This is a genomic window from Planomonospora algeriensis, assembly GCF_977012225.1.
Genome location: NZ_CDRNDK010000100.1, coordinates 1 through 16,886, shown reverse-complemented (window position 1 = coordinate 16,886; position 16,886 = coordinate 1). Strand labels below are relative to the sequence as shown.

The following is a 16,886-nucleotide window of genomic DNA, read 5'->3' as shown; positions in this document are numbered from 1 at the left end:
ACCGGCGAGCCGCCCGCCTGGGAGACCGGCTCGGCCGAGGTCTGCGAGGCCGACCCGGCGCCGCAGGTGCGGGCTCGCTACGCCGAGGTCTGCGAGCGCGTCTGACACCACCCGCGGGATCGGCCGGACCTGCCCGAGGGCGCGGGCGGCCGGCCGGTCCCCGCTGAGGCCGTGGGCGACGCCTGGAGGGGCGGCTCGGTTCGGCCGTGGAAATCCCTGATATCGAGTAGATATTTCATGGAAAATCGCTCTATAAAGCGATTTGACCGCCTTGATCGATTGCCTGCGAGGATGGATGATCCCGCACAGGTACTTCCCGCATCCGGCGTTCTCGCTCCCGGATCGGCGGGATTGAGGAGGGCGGCGCGGGTGGAGATCGAGCTGGCGGACGCGGTGCAGGCACTCCGCGACGAGCTGCTGGAGGCCGCCGTACGCGGTTCCGGCAGCGGCATCGCTTTCGCGGTCGGGCCGATCGAGCTGGAGTTCGCGGTGGAGCTGAAGGCCGACGCGAAGGTCAAGGGTGGCTTCAAGGCATGGGTGGTCAGCGGCGATGTCGAGGCCGGGCTCGCGCGGGGCCGTACCCACAAGGTGAAGGTCACTCTGACGCCCCGGCACGCGGACGGAGCCGACCTGCTGATCGCTGACCGGCGTGGTGGAGCGGGCGGGCCGGGCGATGTCTCCGGCGGCAGAGGGCGCGACCACGTCGGCTGACCCCGTCGACGTGAACGGTGGACGGCTCACGCACGGATCCGGCGGAGAGGGAGAGCAAGCCATGGAACGCGAGAGGGTGGTCGCGTCGACGGCCGGGCGGGGGTGGGGTCCGGATACGTGGTCGGATCCCGCCTGGTGCTGACCTCGGCGCACGTGACCGGGCCGGTGGGGACGGAGGTGACCCTGTTCCGCCCGGGTCACCAGCCGGTGTACGGCGGGCGGGTGGTCTGGGCCGGGACTCCGGACGGTCCTGACGACGCGGCCCTGATCGTCATCGACGACGCCGGCTGGACGCCTCCGGAGGGTCCGGTGCGCTGGGGCCGTACCGTCACCTACCGGCCTGGCCTCGGGTGCGAGACCTGGGGGAGGCCGGCACTGGCGCAGAGGGCGGCGGCCGGACAGCGGAAGCGGACGGTCGACCTGGAGCAGCGTAGCGGGAAGCTGAACCCCGGTAGCGGCTACGCCGACGACCGGTACGTGGTCGAACTGGACGGTCACCCGCCGAACGCGCTGCTGGACGGGTCCTCGCCGTGGGCGGGCATGTCGGGGGCGGCACTGATGTGCGGAGACCTGCTGACCGGCGTGATCACGTGGGATTCGGCGCATTTCCCGCACAGCCGCCTGGAGGCGGTCCCGGTCTACGTCCTGCACCGGGATCCGGCCTTCCGGGCGCTGCTGGCCGAGCACCTCGGATCCGGAGCCACGGCGCTGGAACCGATCGAGTGGCAGGGCCTGTCCGAGACGCCCGTCTCGACGACCTCGGACCAGGCGGAGTCCCCCGCGAGCCTGCTGTCGGCCCGGCGCGCGGTGGTGCCCTTCCACGGCCGTGACGATCTCATGGAGGAGTTGGGCGCCTGGGCCGGGCGACCGGGATTCGGTACCTGCCTGATCCATGCCCCGGCGGGCCAGGGCAAGACCCGGCTGGCCCGGCACCTGACCGCCGAACTGGTCAGACGCGGATGGGCGGTGGTGTGGCTGGACGCCCAGGACGAGATCGACAGGCTGGAGGTGGTCGGTGACACCGCGGCACCAACGGTGATCGTCATCGACTATGCCGAATCACGGACCGCACAGGTGGCGGCCCTGCTGAAGGCCTACGCCCGCCGCGGCGGCACCAGGCGGGTCAAGCTCCTCCTCCTGGCGCGGACGGCCGGCTCCTGGTGGGAGGAGCTCACCGTCCGCCATGAGGACCTGCTGCTCGGCACCATGGTGAGGAAACTCCTCCCGCTCCAGCCCGAACCGCGTGATCGCGCGGCCGCCTATCGGAGGGCCGCGACGGCGTTCGCAGGCGCGCTGGCCGACCTCCCCGGATGGAAGGGTCCGGACTGGGGACGGCTGGCTGGCGGTCTGCCCGACCCCTGGCCCGATCGGGACGGACTGGACAACGCACTGACCCTGCAGATGACCGCCCTGGCCGATCTGCTCGACCGTGCAGCCTCCGGTACGGCGCCCGTCGGCGGGAATCCGCAGGCCCAGACGGTGGAGGACCGGCTGCTGAACCACGAGCGCCGTTACTGGCGGGCCACCGCGGTCGCGCACGGGCTGGCCCCGGAACTGGACGAGCGGGATCTCGACGACGCGATGGCCGCGGCCACCGGCCTGGACGTCGCCACGGACCGGGAGGCCGATGCTCTGCTGGCCCGCGTGCCGTGCCTGGCCGACCAGTCCTACAGCCGGCGCCGCAGGGTGCGGACCTGGATCGCCCATCTGTACCCGGGCACGGGAAAGGCGCCGTGGGGTGGTCTGCGGCCCGACCGGCTGGCCGAGTACTTCTGGGGCGAGCACATCGGGCAGGACCCCGGACTGGCCGACGCCCTCCTCTCGGGCGCCGACGACGGACGGTCCGGCCGCGCCACCGAGATGCAGGCCGTACGGATGCTGACCGTGTACGCCCGGGCGGCCGCCCACCCCGCCTTCGGCGGTGGGCTCGACGAGGAACTGGCCGAGCTCTGCGTACGGCACGGCGACCTCCTGGCCGGGCCGGCGATCGAGGTCGCCACCCGAGTCGAGGCGCCGGGCCCGCTCCTGACCGCTCTGGGGCGGTTGCTCGACGACCCGGACGCCGACCCGGCAGACCTGGAACGGTGGTACGGCCGCCTGCCGCGCACCAGTCAGGTACTGGCCCAGTGGGCGGTTCGCCTGGCCGAGCGCCTGGTCGCCTGCCATCGTGCCTCGGGCGACCAGGCGGCTCGGGCCGCGGCCCTGCACGAACTGGCCAAGCGGCTGGGCGAGCTCGGACGGTGGGAGGAGGCGCTGGCGGTCAATGACAAGGCCGTCGAGCTCCGTTGGCGGCTCGCGGAGGACCGGCCGGAGGTCTACTGGCCGCTCCTGGCGGGAAGTCTCAACAACCGGGCGATGTGCTTGGGTGAGCTCGGGCGGTGGGAAGAGGCGTTGCAGGCCGCCACCGAAGCCGTCGATATCTACCGCGAACTGTCCGATACCGACCCTGAGAGCTTCCACCCCCTTCTCGCCTCCGCTCTCGGCAACCGGGAAGGCCGCCTGAGTGACCTGGGGCGGTGGGATGAGGCGCTGGCGGACAACGAGGAGGCCCTGGGTATCCGCCGTCGGCTCGCCGAGGACCAGTCGGAGGCCTTCCAGCCGCTCGTCGCCGACAGTCTCAACAACCGGGCGGTATGGCTGGGTGAGCTCGGGCGGTGGGAGGAGGCGCTGGACGCCGCGGCCGGGGCGGTGGACATCTACCGTCCGCTGGCCGAGACCCGTCCCGACGTCTTCCGCCCCGGCCTCGCCCGCTGCCTGACCACCTTCGCCAACAGGCTGAGCGACCTGGGGCGGTGGGAGGAGGCGCTGGCGGCCGGTGGCGAGTCCCTGGAGATCCGCCGGAAGCTCGCCGCGCTTCACCCCGAGGCGTTCCTCCCCGACCTCGCTCTCGTCCTCACCAACCAGGCGAACCACCTGAGCGACCTGGGACGGTGGGAGGAGGCGCTGAAGGCGGACGACAAGGCGGTCGGCATCTACCGGGAGCTGGTGCGAGACCGTCCTGACGTCTTCCTTCCCAAGCTCGCCGACGCCCTCAACAACCGGTCGGTGCGCCTGTCCAATCTGGGGCGGTGGGAGGAGGCGCTCAAGGTCGGCGATGAGGCCACCGCCGTCTACCGCGGGTTGGTCGAGACCCACCGCGAGGTTTTCCTGGCCGATCTCGCCATGAACCTCACCAACCAGGCCGATCACCTCAGTGGTCTCGGGCGGTGGGAGAAGGCGCTGGAGAACGACGCCGAAGCGATCAGGAGCTACCGGGAGCTGGTGCGGGACCGCCCTGACGCCTTCCTCCCCAGGCTCGCTGACGCCCTCAGCAACCACGCGAACCATCTGAGTGCTCTAGGACGGGAACGGCGGGCGCTGAAGGCCGCCGACGAGGCCGTCGCCATCCACCGCGGCCTTGCCGAGACCTGTCCCGGAGCCTTCCGGTCCAACCTCGTCACCAGCCTCAACACCCTGGCGCTGCGCCTGGGCGGCCTCGGACGGCACGAGGACGCGCTCAAGACCATCACGGAGACCGTCGGGATCTGCCGCGATCTCGCCGACGCCAATCCGGGCGTCTTCCTGGCCCGTCTCGCCGACAGCCTCCACAACCGGGCGACCCGCCTGGAGGCTCTGGGACGGCCGCAGGAGGCGTTGGAGGACGCCGACGAGGCCTGCGGCATCTACCGCGGTCTGGCCGACGCCGAACCCGAGGCGTTCCTACCGGGTTTCGCCCGGATCCTCAACAACCGAGGGTGCTTCCTGCTCGCCTTCGGGGAGGCGGAGCAGGCCCTGCGAATCAGTGCCGAGGCCGCCGGCATCCGCAGGGAGCTCGCCCGCACCCGGCCGGAGGCGTTCCTGCCCGACCTCGCCGAGAGCCTCAACAACCAGGCGCTCTGCCTGACCGTGCTCGGACTCCGGCGGGAGGCGCTGGAGACCGGCGCCGAAGCCGTCGAGATCTACCGCGGCCTCGCCGGCGCCAACCGGGACGCCTTCCTGCCCGCCCTCGCCCGGGCCCTCCACAACAGGTCGCAGTGGCTGACCGACACCGGGCAATGGGAGGAGGCGCTGCGGACCGCCGAGAAGGCCGCCTCCATGTACCGGGAGCTTGCCGGCGTCCAGCCGGAGGCGTTCCTGCCGCAGCTCGCGGACAGCCTCCACATCCTGTCCACGCGGCTGGGGACGCTCGAACGGCGTAGCGAGGCCGCGGACGCCGCAGGCGAGGCCGTCGCCCTGTACCAGGGGCTCGCCGCAGTCCAGTCGGAGGTGTTCCTGCCGGGCCTCGCCGGCAGCCTCGCGGGTCAGGCGGTGTGGCTGGCCGGTACGGGTCGGCGCGCGGAAGGACTGCGGGCCGCCGACGAGGCCGTCGGCATCTACCGTGCGCTTCCCGCCGCGCGGATGGAGACCCTCCAGCCCGCCCTCGCCGTCGGTCTCACCGCCCTGTCACTGTGCCTGGCCGAAGCCGGGCGGTGGAACGAGGCGCTGGAGGCCGCCGGGGAGGCCGTCGCCGTCTGCAGGAAGCTGGGGGTCGTCAACCCCGTGGGCGTCCTGCCGCTGCTCGTCTACTGCCTGCACGGTCTGGCGCTGCGCCTGGCGGATCTCGCGCGGTGGGAGGAGGGGCTGGAGGCCGCCGGGGAGGCCGTCGCCGTCTGCAGGGAACTCGCCGATGCTCAGCCGGAGACGTTCCTCCCGTCCCTCTCCCTGGGCCTGCACGCCCGGTCCCGCTGCCTGGGAGCCCTGGACCGCCGCCAGGAGGCACTGGGGGCCGCCGAGGAGGCCGTCGCCATCTGTCGTGACCTCGTCTCCGTCCAGCCGGAGATGGTCCGCCCCCACCTCGCCGACGCCCTGCTCGACTGGTCGGACCGGTTGAGCGTCGTGGGACGGCGACAGGAGGGGCTGGAGGCCGCAGAGGAGGCCGTCGCCGTGTACCGGGGACTCACCGAGACCTGGCCCGGAGCCGTCGAGCCCCGTCTCGCCGCCGGCCTGCACTCCCTGGCCCTGCGCCTGACCGACCTGGAACGGAGGCAGGAGGCGCTGGAGGCCGTCGACGAGGCTGTCGCCATCCGCCGGAAGCTCGCCGGAGTCTGGCCGACGGCCCATCAGAGCGAACTGGAGGAATCACAGCGGCTCCGGAACTCGCTCGGCTGAGCACCGCGCTCGGTTCCCGGTGCTCGGGGTCGTCCCTCAGGGGCGCGTCAGGGTCGGATCAGGGGTCGATCCCGATGTCCGCGGGCACCTCCGGAGGGCAGTCTGGGCGTCATGCTCCGGTTGAAGATGCTCTATCCGCTGATCGCCTGCGCGGGGATCCTGATCGCGGCCGTCGCGGCCGCGGTCGGGCAGATCGATCCCGATCCGTACCTGGACCCGCTCAACCTGACGATCAGCGAGTACGCCCTGCTGGACCGGGGCGGAGCGACCGAGTTCGCCATGATGTCGCTGGGGGTGGCGTCGTTCGCGCTGGTCGCCGGGTTGCGGGCGGTGCGGGCGCCGGTGGGTGCGGCGGCGGAGCGGCTGATGCTGGGGTGGAGCGCGGCGCTGGTGCTCATCGCGGTGCTGCCGGCCGCCGCGCCGGGACTGGCGCTGGATCTCGGTGCCCAGGTCCACCGCTACCTCTCGGTCGGCGCGCTGGTCGCGATGCCGGTGGCGGGGATGCTCATGGTGACGAGGCTGTCGGAGGACGAGCGGTGGCGGCCGGCGGCCAGGCCGGTGGAGTGGCTCTCCCTGGCCGGTGGGTTCGGCCTGCTGGCGATCACCTACGTGGCGCTCCCCGGCGACCGGGTGCTGATCGGCCTGGTCGAGCGAGTGCTGCTCGGCACCGAGGTCGCACTCGTCGCGGTGCTGGCCGGGCAACTGCTCCGGCTGACCTGGATCCGAAGCACGAGCCCGAGCACGAGCCCGAGCACGCGCACGCGCACCTCGCAGGCCGCTCTGGGGTGAAATGACCCTCTTGGAATCACTCGTCACACTGGTGCGACTTGTCACACTCCATGACTATTTCCTGACTTATCACAAATAGGACACAGATATCAGGAACTGACAGTGCTATCCTCATCGCCGATCCAGTGATCGCCCTGCGGGGTCCTCCCCGCCGGTGCGCCCAGGCTGAACCGTCGAGGTGACATGGCATCGAGCAGGTCCATCCGGTTCAAGCTCTCGGTGCTGCTGGTGACCCCCCTCGCCTCACTCGTGGCCCTGTGGGGTTTCGGCGCCGTCGTGACCGTGGGCGACTCGGTCGGCCTGCTCAACGTCGGCACCCTCTACGAGACCGTCGCCGAGCCCGCCGACGACCTGGTCCTCGCCCTGCAGCGTGAACACCTGCTCTCGACCGAGTACGTGGTGACCCGCTCGGCCGCCGACCGCGGCGGGCTCGACGCGCAGCGGATGATCACCGATCAGGCCCGTGCCCGGCTCCGCGCGGAGTCCGCCGTGGAGGCCGCCCAGTCGATCATGAGCCCGCTCACGAAGGCCCACTACGACGAGCTGATGGTCCGCGCCGGGCGGCTCGACGAGCTGCGTGTCCGGATCGACCAGGGCCGGATCGGCTTCGCCGCGCTCTCCCGCGAGTTCGGGCTGGTGCCCGAGGCGGTGCAGCGCTTCGACAACGGCCTCGGGTACGGCGCCGAACCCGAGATCTACCAGCAGGCCCGCGCGCTGGCCGCGGTCGACCAGGCCAAGGACTTCCTCAGCCGCCAGCGGGCGCTCGGCATCGGGGCGCTGGCGCTGGAGCGGCCGCTGTCGAGCGGAGAGCTGAGCCTGTTCACCCAGCTGTCCGCCAAACGCGCCTACCTGCTGGAGCAGGGGCTGGCGGAGCTGGGACCGGAGCTGCGCGGCTCCGTCGCCGAGGTGGCGTCCTCTCCGCTGCACGACCGCTTCAGCGCGATGGAGAAGCGGCTGCTGGCCGGCGCCACCGTGTCGGGCATCGACTGGCGGTCCGTCACCGACCAGTTGGACGCCGCCTTCCAGATCGCCGTCACCAGAGCCGGCGCCGCCCTCGCCGACAAGGCGGGCCCGGAGGTCACCGCGACGTACGTCAGGGCCGGGGTCGCCGGGGCGCTCGGGCTGGTGGCGGTCATCGTCTCCCTGATCGTCTCCTACCGGGTGGGCCGCGGGCTCACCCGCGAGCTGGCGGGCCTGCGGCGGGCCGCCGTGAACCTGGCCGAGGTGCGGCTGCCCGGCGTCATGGAGAGACTGCGGCGGGGCGAACAGGTGGACGCGGCGGCGGAGGCGCCACCGATGGAGGCGCTCGGCAGCACCTCCGAGGTCCACGCCGTCGCCGCCGCCTTCGACAGCGTCCAGCACCGCGCCCTGGACGCCGCCGTGGAGCAGGCCAGGCTGCGCGAGGGCGTGGCGCACGCCTTCCGCAACCTCGCCCGGCGCAAGCAGGGCCTGCTCCAACGGCAACTCAAGCTGCTCGACGGGATGCAGCAGGAGGCCGAGGACGCCGAGACGCTGGAGAAGCTCTTCACCCTCGACCACCTGACCACCCGCATGCGCCGCCACGCCGAGGGCCTGGTGATCCTGTCCGGCGGGGCGGCGGGCCGCCGGTGGCGGTCGGCCGTGCCCATGGAGGACGTGCTGCGCGGCGCGGCCGCCCAGGTCGAGGACTACGCGCGGGTACGGATCTACCCGATGCCGGGCGGCACGCTGCCCGGCGACGCGGTGGCGGACATGATGCACCTGTTCGCCGAGATCATCGAGAACGCGACGGTCTTCTCGCCGCCCGGGGGTGAGGTCTCGATCCGGGGGACGCTCGTCCCCCGCGGCTTCGCGGTCGAGATCGAGGACCGGGGTCTCGGCCTGACGAAGGAGCGGCGCGACGCGATCAACGCGCGGCTGGCCAGCCCGCCGGAGTTCGATCCGGCGGAGACCGACCGGCTGGGCTTCGCGGTGGTCGGCCTGCTGGCGGCCCGGTACGGGGTCGGCGTGACGCTGCGGCCCTCGCCGTACGGCGGGACCGCGGTGACGGTGCTGATCCCGGCGAACCTGCTGGGCACGCCCGAGCCGGCGCCTGAGGCGGCGTCCGAACCGGCGTCCGAGCCGGCGGGGTCCCCGGTGGCCTCGGCGGCCGATCCGATCCGGCTCGTCGGCGCCGCCGAGACCGCGGCGCCCGCCGGGCTCGCGGGCGTCCTCGGGCCCGCCGGAGCGGCAGGCTCCGGTCCCGTCGAGACCGGAGATGCGGTGCGGGTCCCGGCCGCACGGGCGCATCCGGTGATGGACGCGCGCAGGACACCGCAGCGGCGGAGTGGCGGGCTGCCACGCCGGGTACGTCAGGCCAATCTGACGCCGCAGCTGCGCCAGGAGACGGAAGCGGTCCCCGAGACCGAGACCAGGGTCACCGAAGTGGAGGAGAGGTCGCCGGAGGAGGCGAGGGCGTTGCTGAACTCGCTCCAGGCGGGATGGCAGCGCGGGCGGTCGGAGAGCGAACACAACGGTGGGGAAGGGGCTTGACCACGTGCCGGGTGAGCTTTATTGGCTTCTGGATGATTTCGTCACGGGTGTGGCGGACGTCTCGCACGCGCTGATCCTGTCCAACGACGGGCTGATGATGGCCTCGTCGCGGGACCTGAGCAAGGAGGACGCCGACCACCTGTCGGCCGTGGCCTCCGGCTTCCAGAGCCTGGCCAAGGGAACGAGCCTGCAGTTCGGCGGCGGGTCCGTGCGCCAGACCATGGTGGAGATGGACTCCGCCTTCCTGTTCGTCACCTCGGCGGGCCAGGGCAGCTGCCTGTGCGTCATGACGACGGGGGCGGCGGACGTCGGCCTCATCGCCTACGAGATGGCGCGGCTGGTCACCCGCGTGGGCCAGCATCTGGCCACCGGCCCGAGGGCGGCGGGCCAGTGAGCGACCCGGTGAACGACATGGAATGGATCGACGAGGAGGCCGGCCCGGTCGTCCGCCCCTACGCCATGACCGGCGGGCGGACCATCCCGTCCTCCACCGCCTTCGACCTGATGTCGATGGTGGTGGCGACGGGCGCGACGCCCTCGCCCCGGGCGCATCTGAGCTCCGAGCACCGGCGGTTGCTCGGCCTGGTCGGGCGGGCCCGCCCGATCGTCGAGGTGGCCTCGGAGGCGGGACTGCCGCTGGGCGTGGTCAAGGTGCTGCTGGGCGATCTGCTGGACCACGGGCTGATCCTCGTACGCCAGCCGATCCCCGCGGCCACGTCGCCCGCGCAGAGCCTGCTCCTGGAAGTGATCAACGGCATCCGGGCGCTCTGACCGCCGCCCCGCGGGCACCCCGCGCCCGCCCGGCGGGCCGGGGATCCGTGACGGCTCCGGAGCGCGCGGAGAACGGCCCGGCAGACGGGCCGGAGAACGGACCGGCCGCCCCGCGGCTCCCTCCCTGCAGAGGGAACCGCGAGGCGGCCGGTCCGCGCCGCGGAAGGGTCAGGCCTGGCTCGCGGTCAGCACCCGCAGGGAGTGCTCCACCAGGGTGACCAGCACGGTCTTGGCCGAGGCGCGGCGCCGTACGTCGCACATCAGCACCGGGACGTCCGGGTCCAGGTCGAGGGCCGACCTGACCTCCTCGACGTCGTACTGGTCGGCGTCGTCGAAGCAGTTGACCGCCACGATGAACGGCGTGCCGCGCTGCTCGAAGTAGTCGATCGAGGGGAAGCAGTCGGTGAGCCGCCGGGTGTCGGCCAGCACGACCGCGCCGAGCGCTCCGTAGGAGAGCTCGTCCCACATGAACCAGAACCGCTCCTGGCCGGGCGTGCCGAACAGGTAGACGACCAGCCCTTCGCGGATCGTGATGCGGCCGAAGTCCATGGCGACGGTCGTGGTGGTCTTCCCCTCCACGCCGTCGGTGTCGTCGATGCCGATGCCCCGGTCGGAGAGCACCTCCTCCGTGCGGAGGGGGCGGATCTCACTGATCGCGCCGACGAGCGTGGTCTTGCCCACGCCGAAGCCGCCCGCAATGAGGATCTTGAGCGCGACCGGCTCGTCAGAGGGCTCGAAGTCCATTGATCACTTCCTTGAGAATGCGCTCACTCGCCGAGGCGCGTCCGATCGAGATGAGACCGTGGTCCTGCAGGTCGCCGAGGAGGACCCGGACCACGCCGAGGGGCAGGTCGAGCTCCGATGCGATGTCGGCGACCGAGGTCGCGGTGGTGACCAGGGTGAGGATGCGCTCCTGCTCCGGGCCGGGCACGAACCCGCCGGAGGGAGCGCCGCCGGTCGCGGTGACCATGGCGACCAGGTCCAGCGCGTCACCGGAGGACCTGGTGCGGCCTCCGATGAGGGCGTACGGCCGGACCACCGGCCCGGCCTCCTCATCCATCCAACGGGTCATGACAGGCCTTGGCGCGGATTCGCGGAGATGTGCTGGCCGACCCGCTTGACCAGCATCGCCATCTCGTAGGCGACGTGGCCGACGTCGGCGTCCGAACTGCTCAGCACGGCCAGGCAGGTCCCCTGCCCGGCGGCCGTGACGAACAGGAACGCCGACTCCATCTCCACGATGGTCTGGCGGACCTCACCGCCGCCGAAGTGGCGTCCGGCCCCGCGCGCCAGGCTCTGGAAGCCGGCCGCGACGGCGGACAGGTGCTCGGCGTCCTCGCGGCTGAGCCCCTTGGAGAAACCGACGGCGAGCCCGTCCGTGGACAGGATCACCGCCTGCCGCACCGCGGCCACCCGGCTGGTCAGGTCGTCGAGGAGCCAGTTGAGTTCGCCGGTGCCGCTCAGTTTTCCGGCCATGTGACCTCCTCCGTCGGACGCATGACCACGGCTTCCTGCCTGCCGATGCCCTCGCTGTGCTCGGTCACTTGTCCTCCTTTTCGCCTGTCTTCTGGTGTGCGAGATCGCCGGCGCGGTCGTCCCGCCCGCCGGCGCCGTCCTCCTGCTCCTCGCGCCCGCGCCGTGCCCCCGCCTGGAAGGCGGAGAACAGCGCGCGGGCCTCCTCCGGCGAGCGTCCGGCGGCCGGAGGATCCGGTGCCCGCTCCTCCGGCTCCGGGGCGTCCTGGCGCAGCTGCGGGGCGAGGTTCGCCTGCCGTACCCGCCTGGGGAGGTTACCGGGGCCCGTGGTCTCCCGGGCGGGCGGGCCGCCGGGCTCCTTCGCCCCGCCGTCCGGCAGGCCGTTCACCACGGTGAGCGTCGGCGCCGCCAGGGGCTGGCCGGAGACGCCGCGCACCGGGGAGGCGGGAGGGACCGTCCGGGTACGGCGCGGCAGGCCCGTGCCCCGCGGGGAGGACGTCGTACCGCCCGGCGCGGGGGCCGGGTCCAGCGCGGCCGGAGCGGAGCCGCCGACCGCGGTCCCGTCGCCCGTCCCGTCCGCGAGCCGGGGCCCGGCGGACCGCATCGGGATCCGCTCGGCGGTGACGGAGAGGGGGGAGGGGAGCTCGGCGAGCACCGCGCGGGGGACGAGCACGATGGCGGTGGTGCCGCCGAACGGCGAGGCGCGCAGCACGACCTGGATGCCGTGCCGGGCGGCGAGCTGGCCCACCACGAACAGGCCCAGCCGGTCGCTGTCGGCCAGGTCGAACTCCGGAGGGTCGGCGAGCCGGGCGTTGATCTCCTCGTACTCCAGGACGCCCAGGCCCAGGCCGCGGTCCTCCACCTCGACGGCGAACCCGTTGGCCACCACGTCGCCGCGTACGGTGACCGTGGTCTGCGGCGGCGAGTAGATCGTGGCGTTCTCGATGAGCTCGGCGATCAGGTGGGTGATGTCGGCGACCGCGGCCCCGTCGAACAGGGCGTCGGGCAGCGGCGAGACGGTGACGCGCTTGTAGTCCTCGACCTCGGCGATCGCCGCCCTGACGACGTCGACCACCGGCACCGGGTTGCGCCAGGCGCGCCCGGGGGCCGCGCCGGACAGGATGATCAGGTTCTCGGCGTGGCGGCGCATGCGCGTGGTGAGGTGGTCCAGCCGGAACAGGTCGTCGAGGCCGTCGGGGTCGGTCGCCCGGCGCTGCATGTTGTCGAGCAGGGCGAGCTGGCGGTGGAGCAGGGCCTGCTTGCGGCGGGCCAGGTTGACGAAGACCTGGCTGACGCCGCGGCGCAGGCGGGCCTGGCCGACGGCGGCCTCGACCGCGGTGCGCTGCACCGAGCCGAAGGCGTGCGCCACGTCGATGACCTCCGCGGAGCCGCCCGCGGTGCGCGCCTCGATCGGCGGGGCCTCGACCGCCGCGTCCGACCTCCTCACCGCGCCGCAGGCGCGCCACGAGGCGGGGGAGGCGCGAGCGTCCGCCAGGTCGAGCGCGGCGGCGCGGAGCCCGGCCAGCTCGCCGGCGAGGCGGCGGCCGAAGCGGACCGAGATGACGATCGAGACGATCACGGCGGCCATGCCGACCCCGCCCGCCAGGACGATGCGGGTCACGACGCCGAAGGACAGCGACCGGGACCGCTCGGCCAGGGCGTCGGACGAGGCGACGCCGAGCCGGTCGAGCCGGTCGGCGAGAGGGGCGACCATCTCCTTCCAGAGCCGGGCCTCGGCGGGCGGCGCGGCGCCCTCACCGGAGACGACGGCCGTCTCGGTCACGAGGAACTTCTCGAAGGCGGGGGAGGTGAAGACCTCCCGGTACGGCCTGCTGAGCGTGACGTCCAGCCCGGACAGGCCGCGCGCGTGCAGGAAGCGGCGGGCGGCGACGTGCTCGGTGAAGGCGGCGCGCTCGTCGTCGGAGAGCCGGCCGTCGATCAGCGCGCCGCTGATCAGCGCGTCCTCCCTGGCGAGCATCTCCCGGGCGTTGCCCATCGCCTGCATGGCCGTGGCCTGCTGGAATATCGGCAGGTCGGGAACCGAGACGAGCTGGTCGTACAGGAGGAAGACCGCGTCCAGGATCTCGTTGTAGCGCGACAGCGCCTCCAGGCGGGTGTACCGGCCGCCGTCGATCGCCGCGCGGATCTCCGGCAGCTTCGCGAGGCGGCCGCTGAGCCCGTCCAGGGAGGAGCGGAGTTCGGGGTCGTCCGGGCCGATGGTCCGCGCGGCTTCGAGGAACCCGGCGAGCGCCCGGTCGGTGCGGGCGCGCTGCTCGCCGAAGCCGCTGGTGAGCTCCCGCGAGCTGATCGCGGTGGAGGTGCGGGTCCGTTCGGCCTGGAGCTGCCGGCCCAGTTCGGTGGAGGTCGCGCCGACCGTCTCGTAGAGCCTGTCGGCCCGGAGCAGCGCGGCCCCGTCGCCGACGGTCAGGTTGAGCACGAAGCCCCACAGGGCGCTGAGCGAGAGCAGGGGCAGGAGCAGCAGCAAGAAGATCTTGAACCGAATCGAGCGGTTTCCAGAGCCCATGCCCACTCGTCCCAACCTCAGTGCGCGGAGGCTTGCGGCGGTTTGGGGATGAATGTGCCTCCGAAAGATCGGACAGGAGACTAGCACCGATACGGTTCGGGCGCAGTGGAGGGCCTGATGATTAACGTGATTAACGGGGTAAATGTTGGAATTGTAATGATTTTCTGTGGGGACGGTCGTGCGCGGGCCTTCCCGTCCCGTAGAGCGGGATCTGCGCCCCGAAGTGCGCGGCCGGGGCGCCGGAGGCGCCCGGCGGGAGAGTTCTCCGGGCCTTCACCCGGTGTTGGGCGAGGATCCGGGGCCGCCTCGTTAGGGTCCGGAGGCTGTGAGCGTCGCAACCCCCGTCCGGACGGATCCCCCAGGCGAGACCGGTCGTGACCCGTTCTTCGACAACGCCAAGTTCCTGGCGATCGCACTGGTGGTCTCCGGCCATCTGATCGAGGACCTCCGGGACGTGGCGGTCGCGCACGCGGCCTATTTCTACGTGTACGTCTTCCACATGCCGCTGTTCATCGTGCTCAGCGGTTACCTGTCGCGGAACTTCACCTTCTCCTCCGGCAAGGCGCGCAAACTGATCAGCACGCTCGCCGTGCCGTACGCGCTCTTCGAACTGGCCTACTCGCTCCCGCGGCTGGTCATGTACGGCAAGCTGGAGATCAGCCTCCTCGACCCGTACTACCTGACCTGGTTCCTGATGTCGCTGTTCCTGTGGCGGCTGTCCACCCCGGTCTGGCAGCAGCTCAGGTGGCCGCTGGCGGTCGCGGTGGGCCTCTCGCTGCTCTCGGGGACGAGTTCCCTGCCCGACGAGCTCTCGATGAACCGCACGCTCGCGCTCCTGCCGTTCTACGTGCTCGGCCTGATGCTCCGCCCCGAGCACTTCGCGCTGCTCCGGCGGCGCGGGATGTGGATCGCGGGGACGGCCGTGCTGGCTGCGGGAGCCGCGGCGGCGCTGGCCCTGCACACGGAGGTGCGGACGGAGTGGATCCGCTGGCGGCACGCCAACGAGGCGATCGGGGTGGACGACCTCACCGGGAGCCTCGTCCGGCTGGGCCTGCTGGCCGCCGGGGCGCTGCTGGTCGCCGCCTTCCTGGCGGTCACCCCGTCCGGGCGGACCTGGTACTCCGGGCTCGGCGCGGCGACCATGTACGCCTACCTGCTCCACGGGTTCGTGGTGAAGGCCGCGGAGCGGTACTACGGCGACTGGGCCGCCACGGTGCCCGGGGTGGCGGCGGTGGCGCTCTGCGGCGCCGGCCTGGCCGCGCTGCTGTGCACCCCGCCGGTGCGCAGGGCGGTCCGCTGGGCGGTCGAGCCGCGGATGAGCTGGGCCTTCACCCGGTTGCGGCGCCCGGCCTGACCCGGCAAGCCGCGGCGCCGGCTCCTGAGCGCCCGCTGAACGTGCGAAGAGCCCGCAGATCTTGAGCACCCGCGGGATCCGGAACGCCGCGGGAGCCCCGATCGTTTCCAGGACGGAGACGGAGAACGCGGATCGGCGGCACTCCTCCGGCACGGTCGAGAACACCCCTGTCGTCCCCCGGCGGGTGGTGGAGGCGGGTCCGCCGGAGTAGCGTCCGGATCCGGGGTTTCGCTCCATGAATGTTCCATGACGTGACGGGGAGCCGCGTGTGATCGGCAAGCAGGGCAGGGTCACCGGCAGGATCGGCCCCGGCCTGGTCGGGGAGGTCCTGGTGGCGGTCCGCGGGGGCGTCGAGGCGTTCTACGCGCATCCCACCGTGCCCGACGAGGAGATCTCCGTCGGTTCGATCGTCGTCGTCGTGGAGTACTTCCCGCCGCGCACGGTCTACGTCGCCCGTGCGCTCGCCTGACTCTCCCCCTCCCCAACTCCCCCACCGCGGAGGCTTGGATGCCGACGGAATACCTCATCATCGGAGGCGCGGCCCTCGTCGCGCTCCTCATCCTCATCCTGCTGTTCAAGGCCGTCTGGCGGGTGGCCGAGCCCAACGAGGCGCTGATCATCTCCGGTCTCGGGGCGCGCGGGAACTCCGAGCTCGCCGACAGCCTCGGGTTCAAGATCGTCACCGGTAAGGGCACCGCGGTGCTCCCGGGCTTCCAGACGGCCCGGCGGCTCCGCCTGGACAGCCGTGCCGCCAACCTCCAGGTCTCCTGTGTCACCCAGCAGGGCATCCCGGTCGTGGTGCGGGGCGTGGTGATCTACAAGGTCGGAGACGACCTGCACTCCATCGCCAACGCCGCCCGCCGCTTCCTCGACCAGCAGGACTCCATGAACGGCGCGATCCACGAGCTGTTCACCGGCCACCTGCGCTCGATCATCGGCAACCTGACCGTCGAGGACCTCATCCTCAACCGGGAGCGGCTGACCGGCGAGACCCGCGCCTCGGCCGCCGACGAGATGATCAAGCTGGGCCTGATCGTCGACTCCCTGCAGATCCAGGAGATCGACGACGAGACCGGCTACATCACCAACCTCGGCAAGCCGCACGCCGCCAAGATCGCCGCCTCCGCGCGCATCGCCGAGGCCCAGCGCGACCAGGAGGCCACCGAGGCCGAGCAGATCGCCGCCGCGAACAAGGCCGCCGCCTGGCGCGACGCGCAGATCAAGCAGGCCTCCTACCAGGCGGAGATCGACGAGGCCCAGGCCCGCTCCCGCCAGGCCGGTCCCCTCTCGGAGGCCTCGGCCCGGCAGGAGGTCGTGGTCCAGGAGACCCGGGCCGCCGAGCTGGAGGCGGCCCTGGCCGAGCAGCGGCTGCAGGCGCAGGTCCGCAAGCCCGCCGACGCGAAGGCCTACGAGACGGTGAAGCTCTCCCAGGCCGAGCGCGACGCCCGCATCGCCCAGGCCGAGGCCGAGGCCCGCGAGACCGAGCTCCGCGCCGCGGCGCAGGCCTCACAGGTCAAGCAGGCCGCCGCGGCCGAGGCGGAGTCGGTGCGGCTGCGCGGTGAGGCCGCCGCCGCGGCGACCAAGGCCACCGGTCTCGGCGAGGCGGAGGCGGCCAAGTGCGCGCGT

The 16,886-nt window shown here is 72.4% G+C and carries 13 protein-coding genes; 9 read left to right on the top strand and 4 right to left on the bottom strand.

All coding sequences use genetic code 11. The features are described 5' to 3' along the window. Nucleotides 1–369: 369 nt before the first annotated feature. The 6 genes from ACWJ6R_RS13415 to ACWJ6R_RS13390 all read left to right on the top strand — a co-directional run bounded on the left by ACWJ6R_RS13415 (nt 370) and on the right by ACWJ6R_RS13390 (nt 9,909). Entirely contained in the window at nt 370–711 is a 342-nt protein-coding gene (locus ACWJ6R_RS13415) for a trypco2 family protein (RefSeq protein ID WP_449062530.1), read from the top strand. Nucleotides 712–828: 117 nt separating this feature from the next. Further along, a complete protein-coding gene (locus tag ACWJ6R_RS13410; protein WP_449062529.1) occupies nt 829–5,838 on the top strand; it encodes a tetratricopeptide repeat protein in 5,010 nt (1,669 codons plus the stop codon). Between the two features lie 111 nt (nt 5,839–5,949). Then, nucleotides 5,950–6,627 carry a DUF998 domain-containing protein gene (locus ACWJ6R_RS13405; protein ID WP_449062528.1) on the top strand — a complete coding sequence of 226 codons (678 nt, stop codon included), beginning with the start codon at nt 5,950–5,952 and terminating at the stop codon, nt 6,625–6,627. Between the two features lie 183 nt (nt 6,628–6,810). Next, nucleotides 6,811–9,138: a sensor histidine kinase gene (locus ACWJ6R_RS13400; RefSeq protein WP_449062527.1), complete on the top strand. Its 2,328-nt coding sequence runs from the start codon at nt 6,811–6,813 to the stop codon at nt 9,136–9,138. A gap of 4 nt (nt 9,139–9,142) precedes the next feature. Continuing rightward, nucleotides 9,143–9,532, top strand: coding sequence for a roadblock/LC7 domain-containing protein (locus ACWJ6R_RS13395; RefSeq protein ID WP_449062532.1), 390 nt, complete (start codon nt 9,143–9,145; stop codon nt 9,530–9,532). A 17-nt stretch (nt 9,533–9,549) separates the two neighbouring features. After that, the gene (locus ACWJ6R_RS13390) at nt 9,550–9,909 is read left to right on the top strand and encodes a DUF742 domain-containing protein (RefSeq protein WP_449062531.1); all 360 of its coding nucleotides are present in this window, start codon (nt 9,550–9,552) and stop codon (nt 9,907–9,909) included. Nucleotides 9,910–10,077: 168 nt separating this feature from the next. Here the strand turns inward: ACWJ6R_RS13390 and ACWJ6R_RS13385 are convergent, their stop codons facing one another. The 4 genes from ACWJ6R_RS13385 to ACWJ6R_RS13370 all read right to left on the bottom strand — a co-directional run bounded on the left by ACWJ6R_RS13385 (nt 10,078) and on the right by ACWJ6R_RS13370 (nt 13,906). Further along, nucleotides 10,078–10,653 (bottom strand): GTP-binding protein, encoded by a 576-nt coding sequence (locus ACWJ6R_RS13385; RefSeq protein WP_068897931.1) that lies wholly within the window; start codon nt 10,651–10,653, stop codon nt 10,078–10,080. Continuing rightward, nucleotides 10,634–10,969: a DUF742 domain-containing protein gene (locus ACWJ6R_RS13380; RefSeq protein ID WP_449062526.1), complete on the bottom strand. Its 336-nt coding sequence runs from the start codon at nt 10,967–10,969 to the stop codon at nt 10,634–10,636. The genes ACWJ6R_RS13385 and ACWJ6R_RS13380 overlap by 20 nt, the downstream gene beginning before the upstream one ends. 8 nt (nt 10,970–10,977) lie before the next feature. Further along, complete coding sequence (locus tag ACWJ6R_RS13375) at nt 10,978–11,385, bottom strand: roadblock/LC7 domain-containing protein (protein ID WP_068897935.1); 408 nt, start codon at nt 11,383–11,385, stop codon at nt 10,978–10,980. A 64-nt stretch (nt 11,386–11,449) separates the two neighbouring features. Beyond that, a complete protein-coding gene (locus tag ACWJ6R_RS13370; RefSeq protein WP_449062525.1) occupies nt 11,450–13,906 on the bottom strand; it encodes a sensor histidine kinase in 2,457 nt (818 codons plus the stop codon). A 325-nt stretch (nt 13,907–14,231) separates the two neighbouring features. On the opposite strand from ACWJ6R_RS13370, the gene ACWJ6R_RS13365 reads away from it, so the two are divergent. The 3 genes from ACWJ6R_RS13365 to ACWJ6R_RS13355 form a co-directional block, all read left to right on the top strand. Beyond that, complete coding sequence (locus ACWJ6R_RS13365) at nt 14,232–15,260, top strand: acyltransferase family protein (protein ID WP_449062524.1); 1,029 nt, start codon at nt 14,232–14,234, stop codon at nt 15,258–15,260. A 268-nt stretch (nt 15,261–15,528) separates the two neighbouring features. Next, a complete protein-coding gene (locus ACWJ6R_RS13360) occupies nt 15,529–15,729 on the top strand; it encodes a hypothetical protein (protein ID WP_196450435.1) in 201 nt (66 codons plus the stop codon). A 38-nt stretch (nt 15,730–15,767) separates the two neighbouring features. Beyond that, the coding region (locus ACWJ6R_RS13355) for an SPFH domain-containing protein (RefSeq protein WP_449062523.1) at nt 15,768–16,886 on the top strand (1,119 nt) is incomplete at its 3' end.

What these genes read in the sequence shown, in the direction of transcription:
- ACWJ6R_RS13405 (WP_449062528.1), top strand. Translation starts at nt 5,950, where the DNA reads ATGCTCCGGTTGAAGATGCTCTATCCGCTGATCGCCTGCGCGGGGATC.
- ACWJ6R_RS13400 (WP_449062527.1), top strand. Translation starts at nt 6,811, where the DNA reads ATGGCATCGAGCAGGTCCATCCGGTTCAAGCTCTCGGTGCTGCTGGTG.
- ACWJ6R_RS13390 (WP_449062531.1), top strand. Translation starts at nt 9,550, where the DNA reads ATGGAATGGATCGACGAGGAGGCCGGCCCGGTCGTCCGCCCCTACGCC.
- ACWJ6R_RS13385 (WP_068897931.1), bottom strand. Translation starts at nt 10,653, where the DNA reads ATGGACTTCGAGCCCTCTGACGAGCCGGTCGCGCTCAAGATCCTCATT.
- ACWJ6R_RS13380 (WP_449062526.1), bottom strand. Translation starts at nt 10,969, where the DNA reads ATGGATGAGGAGGCCGGGCCGGTGGTCCGGCCGTACGCCCTCATCGGA.
- ACWJ6R_RS13375 (WP_068897935.1), bottom strand. Translation starts at nt 11,385, where the DNA reads ATGGCCGGAAAACTGAGCGGCACCGGCGAACTCAACTGGCTCCTCGAC.
- ACWJ6R_RS13370 (WP_449062525.1), bottom strand. Translation starts at nt 13,906, where the DNA reads ATGGGCTCTGGAAACCGCTCGATTCGGTTCAAGATCTTCTTGCTGCTG.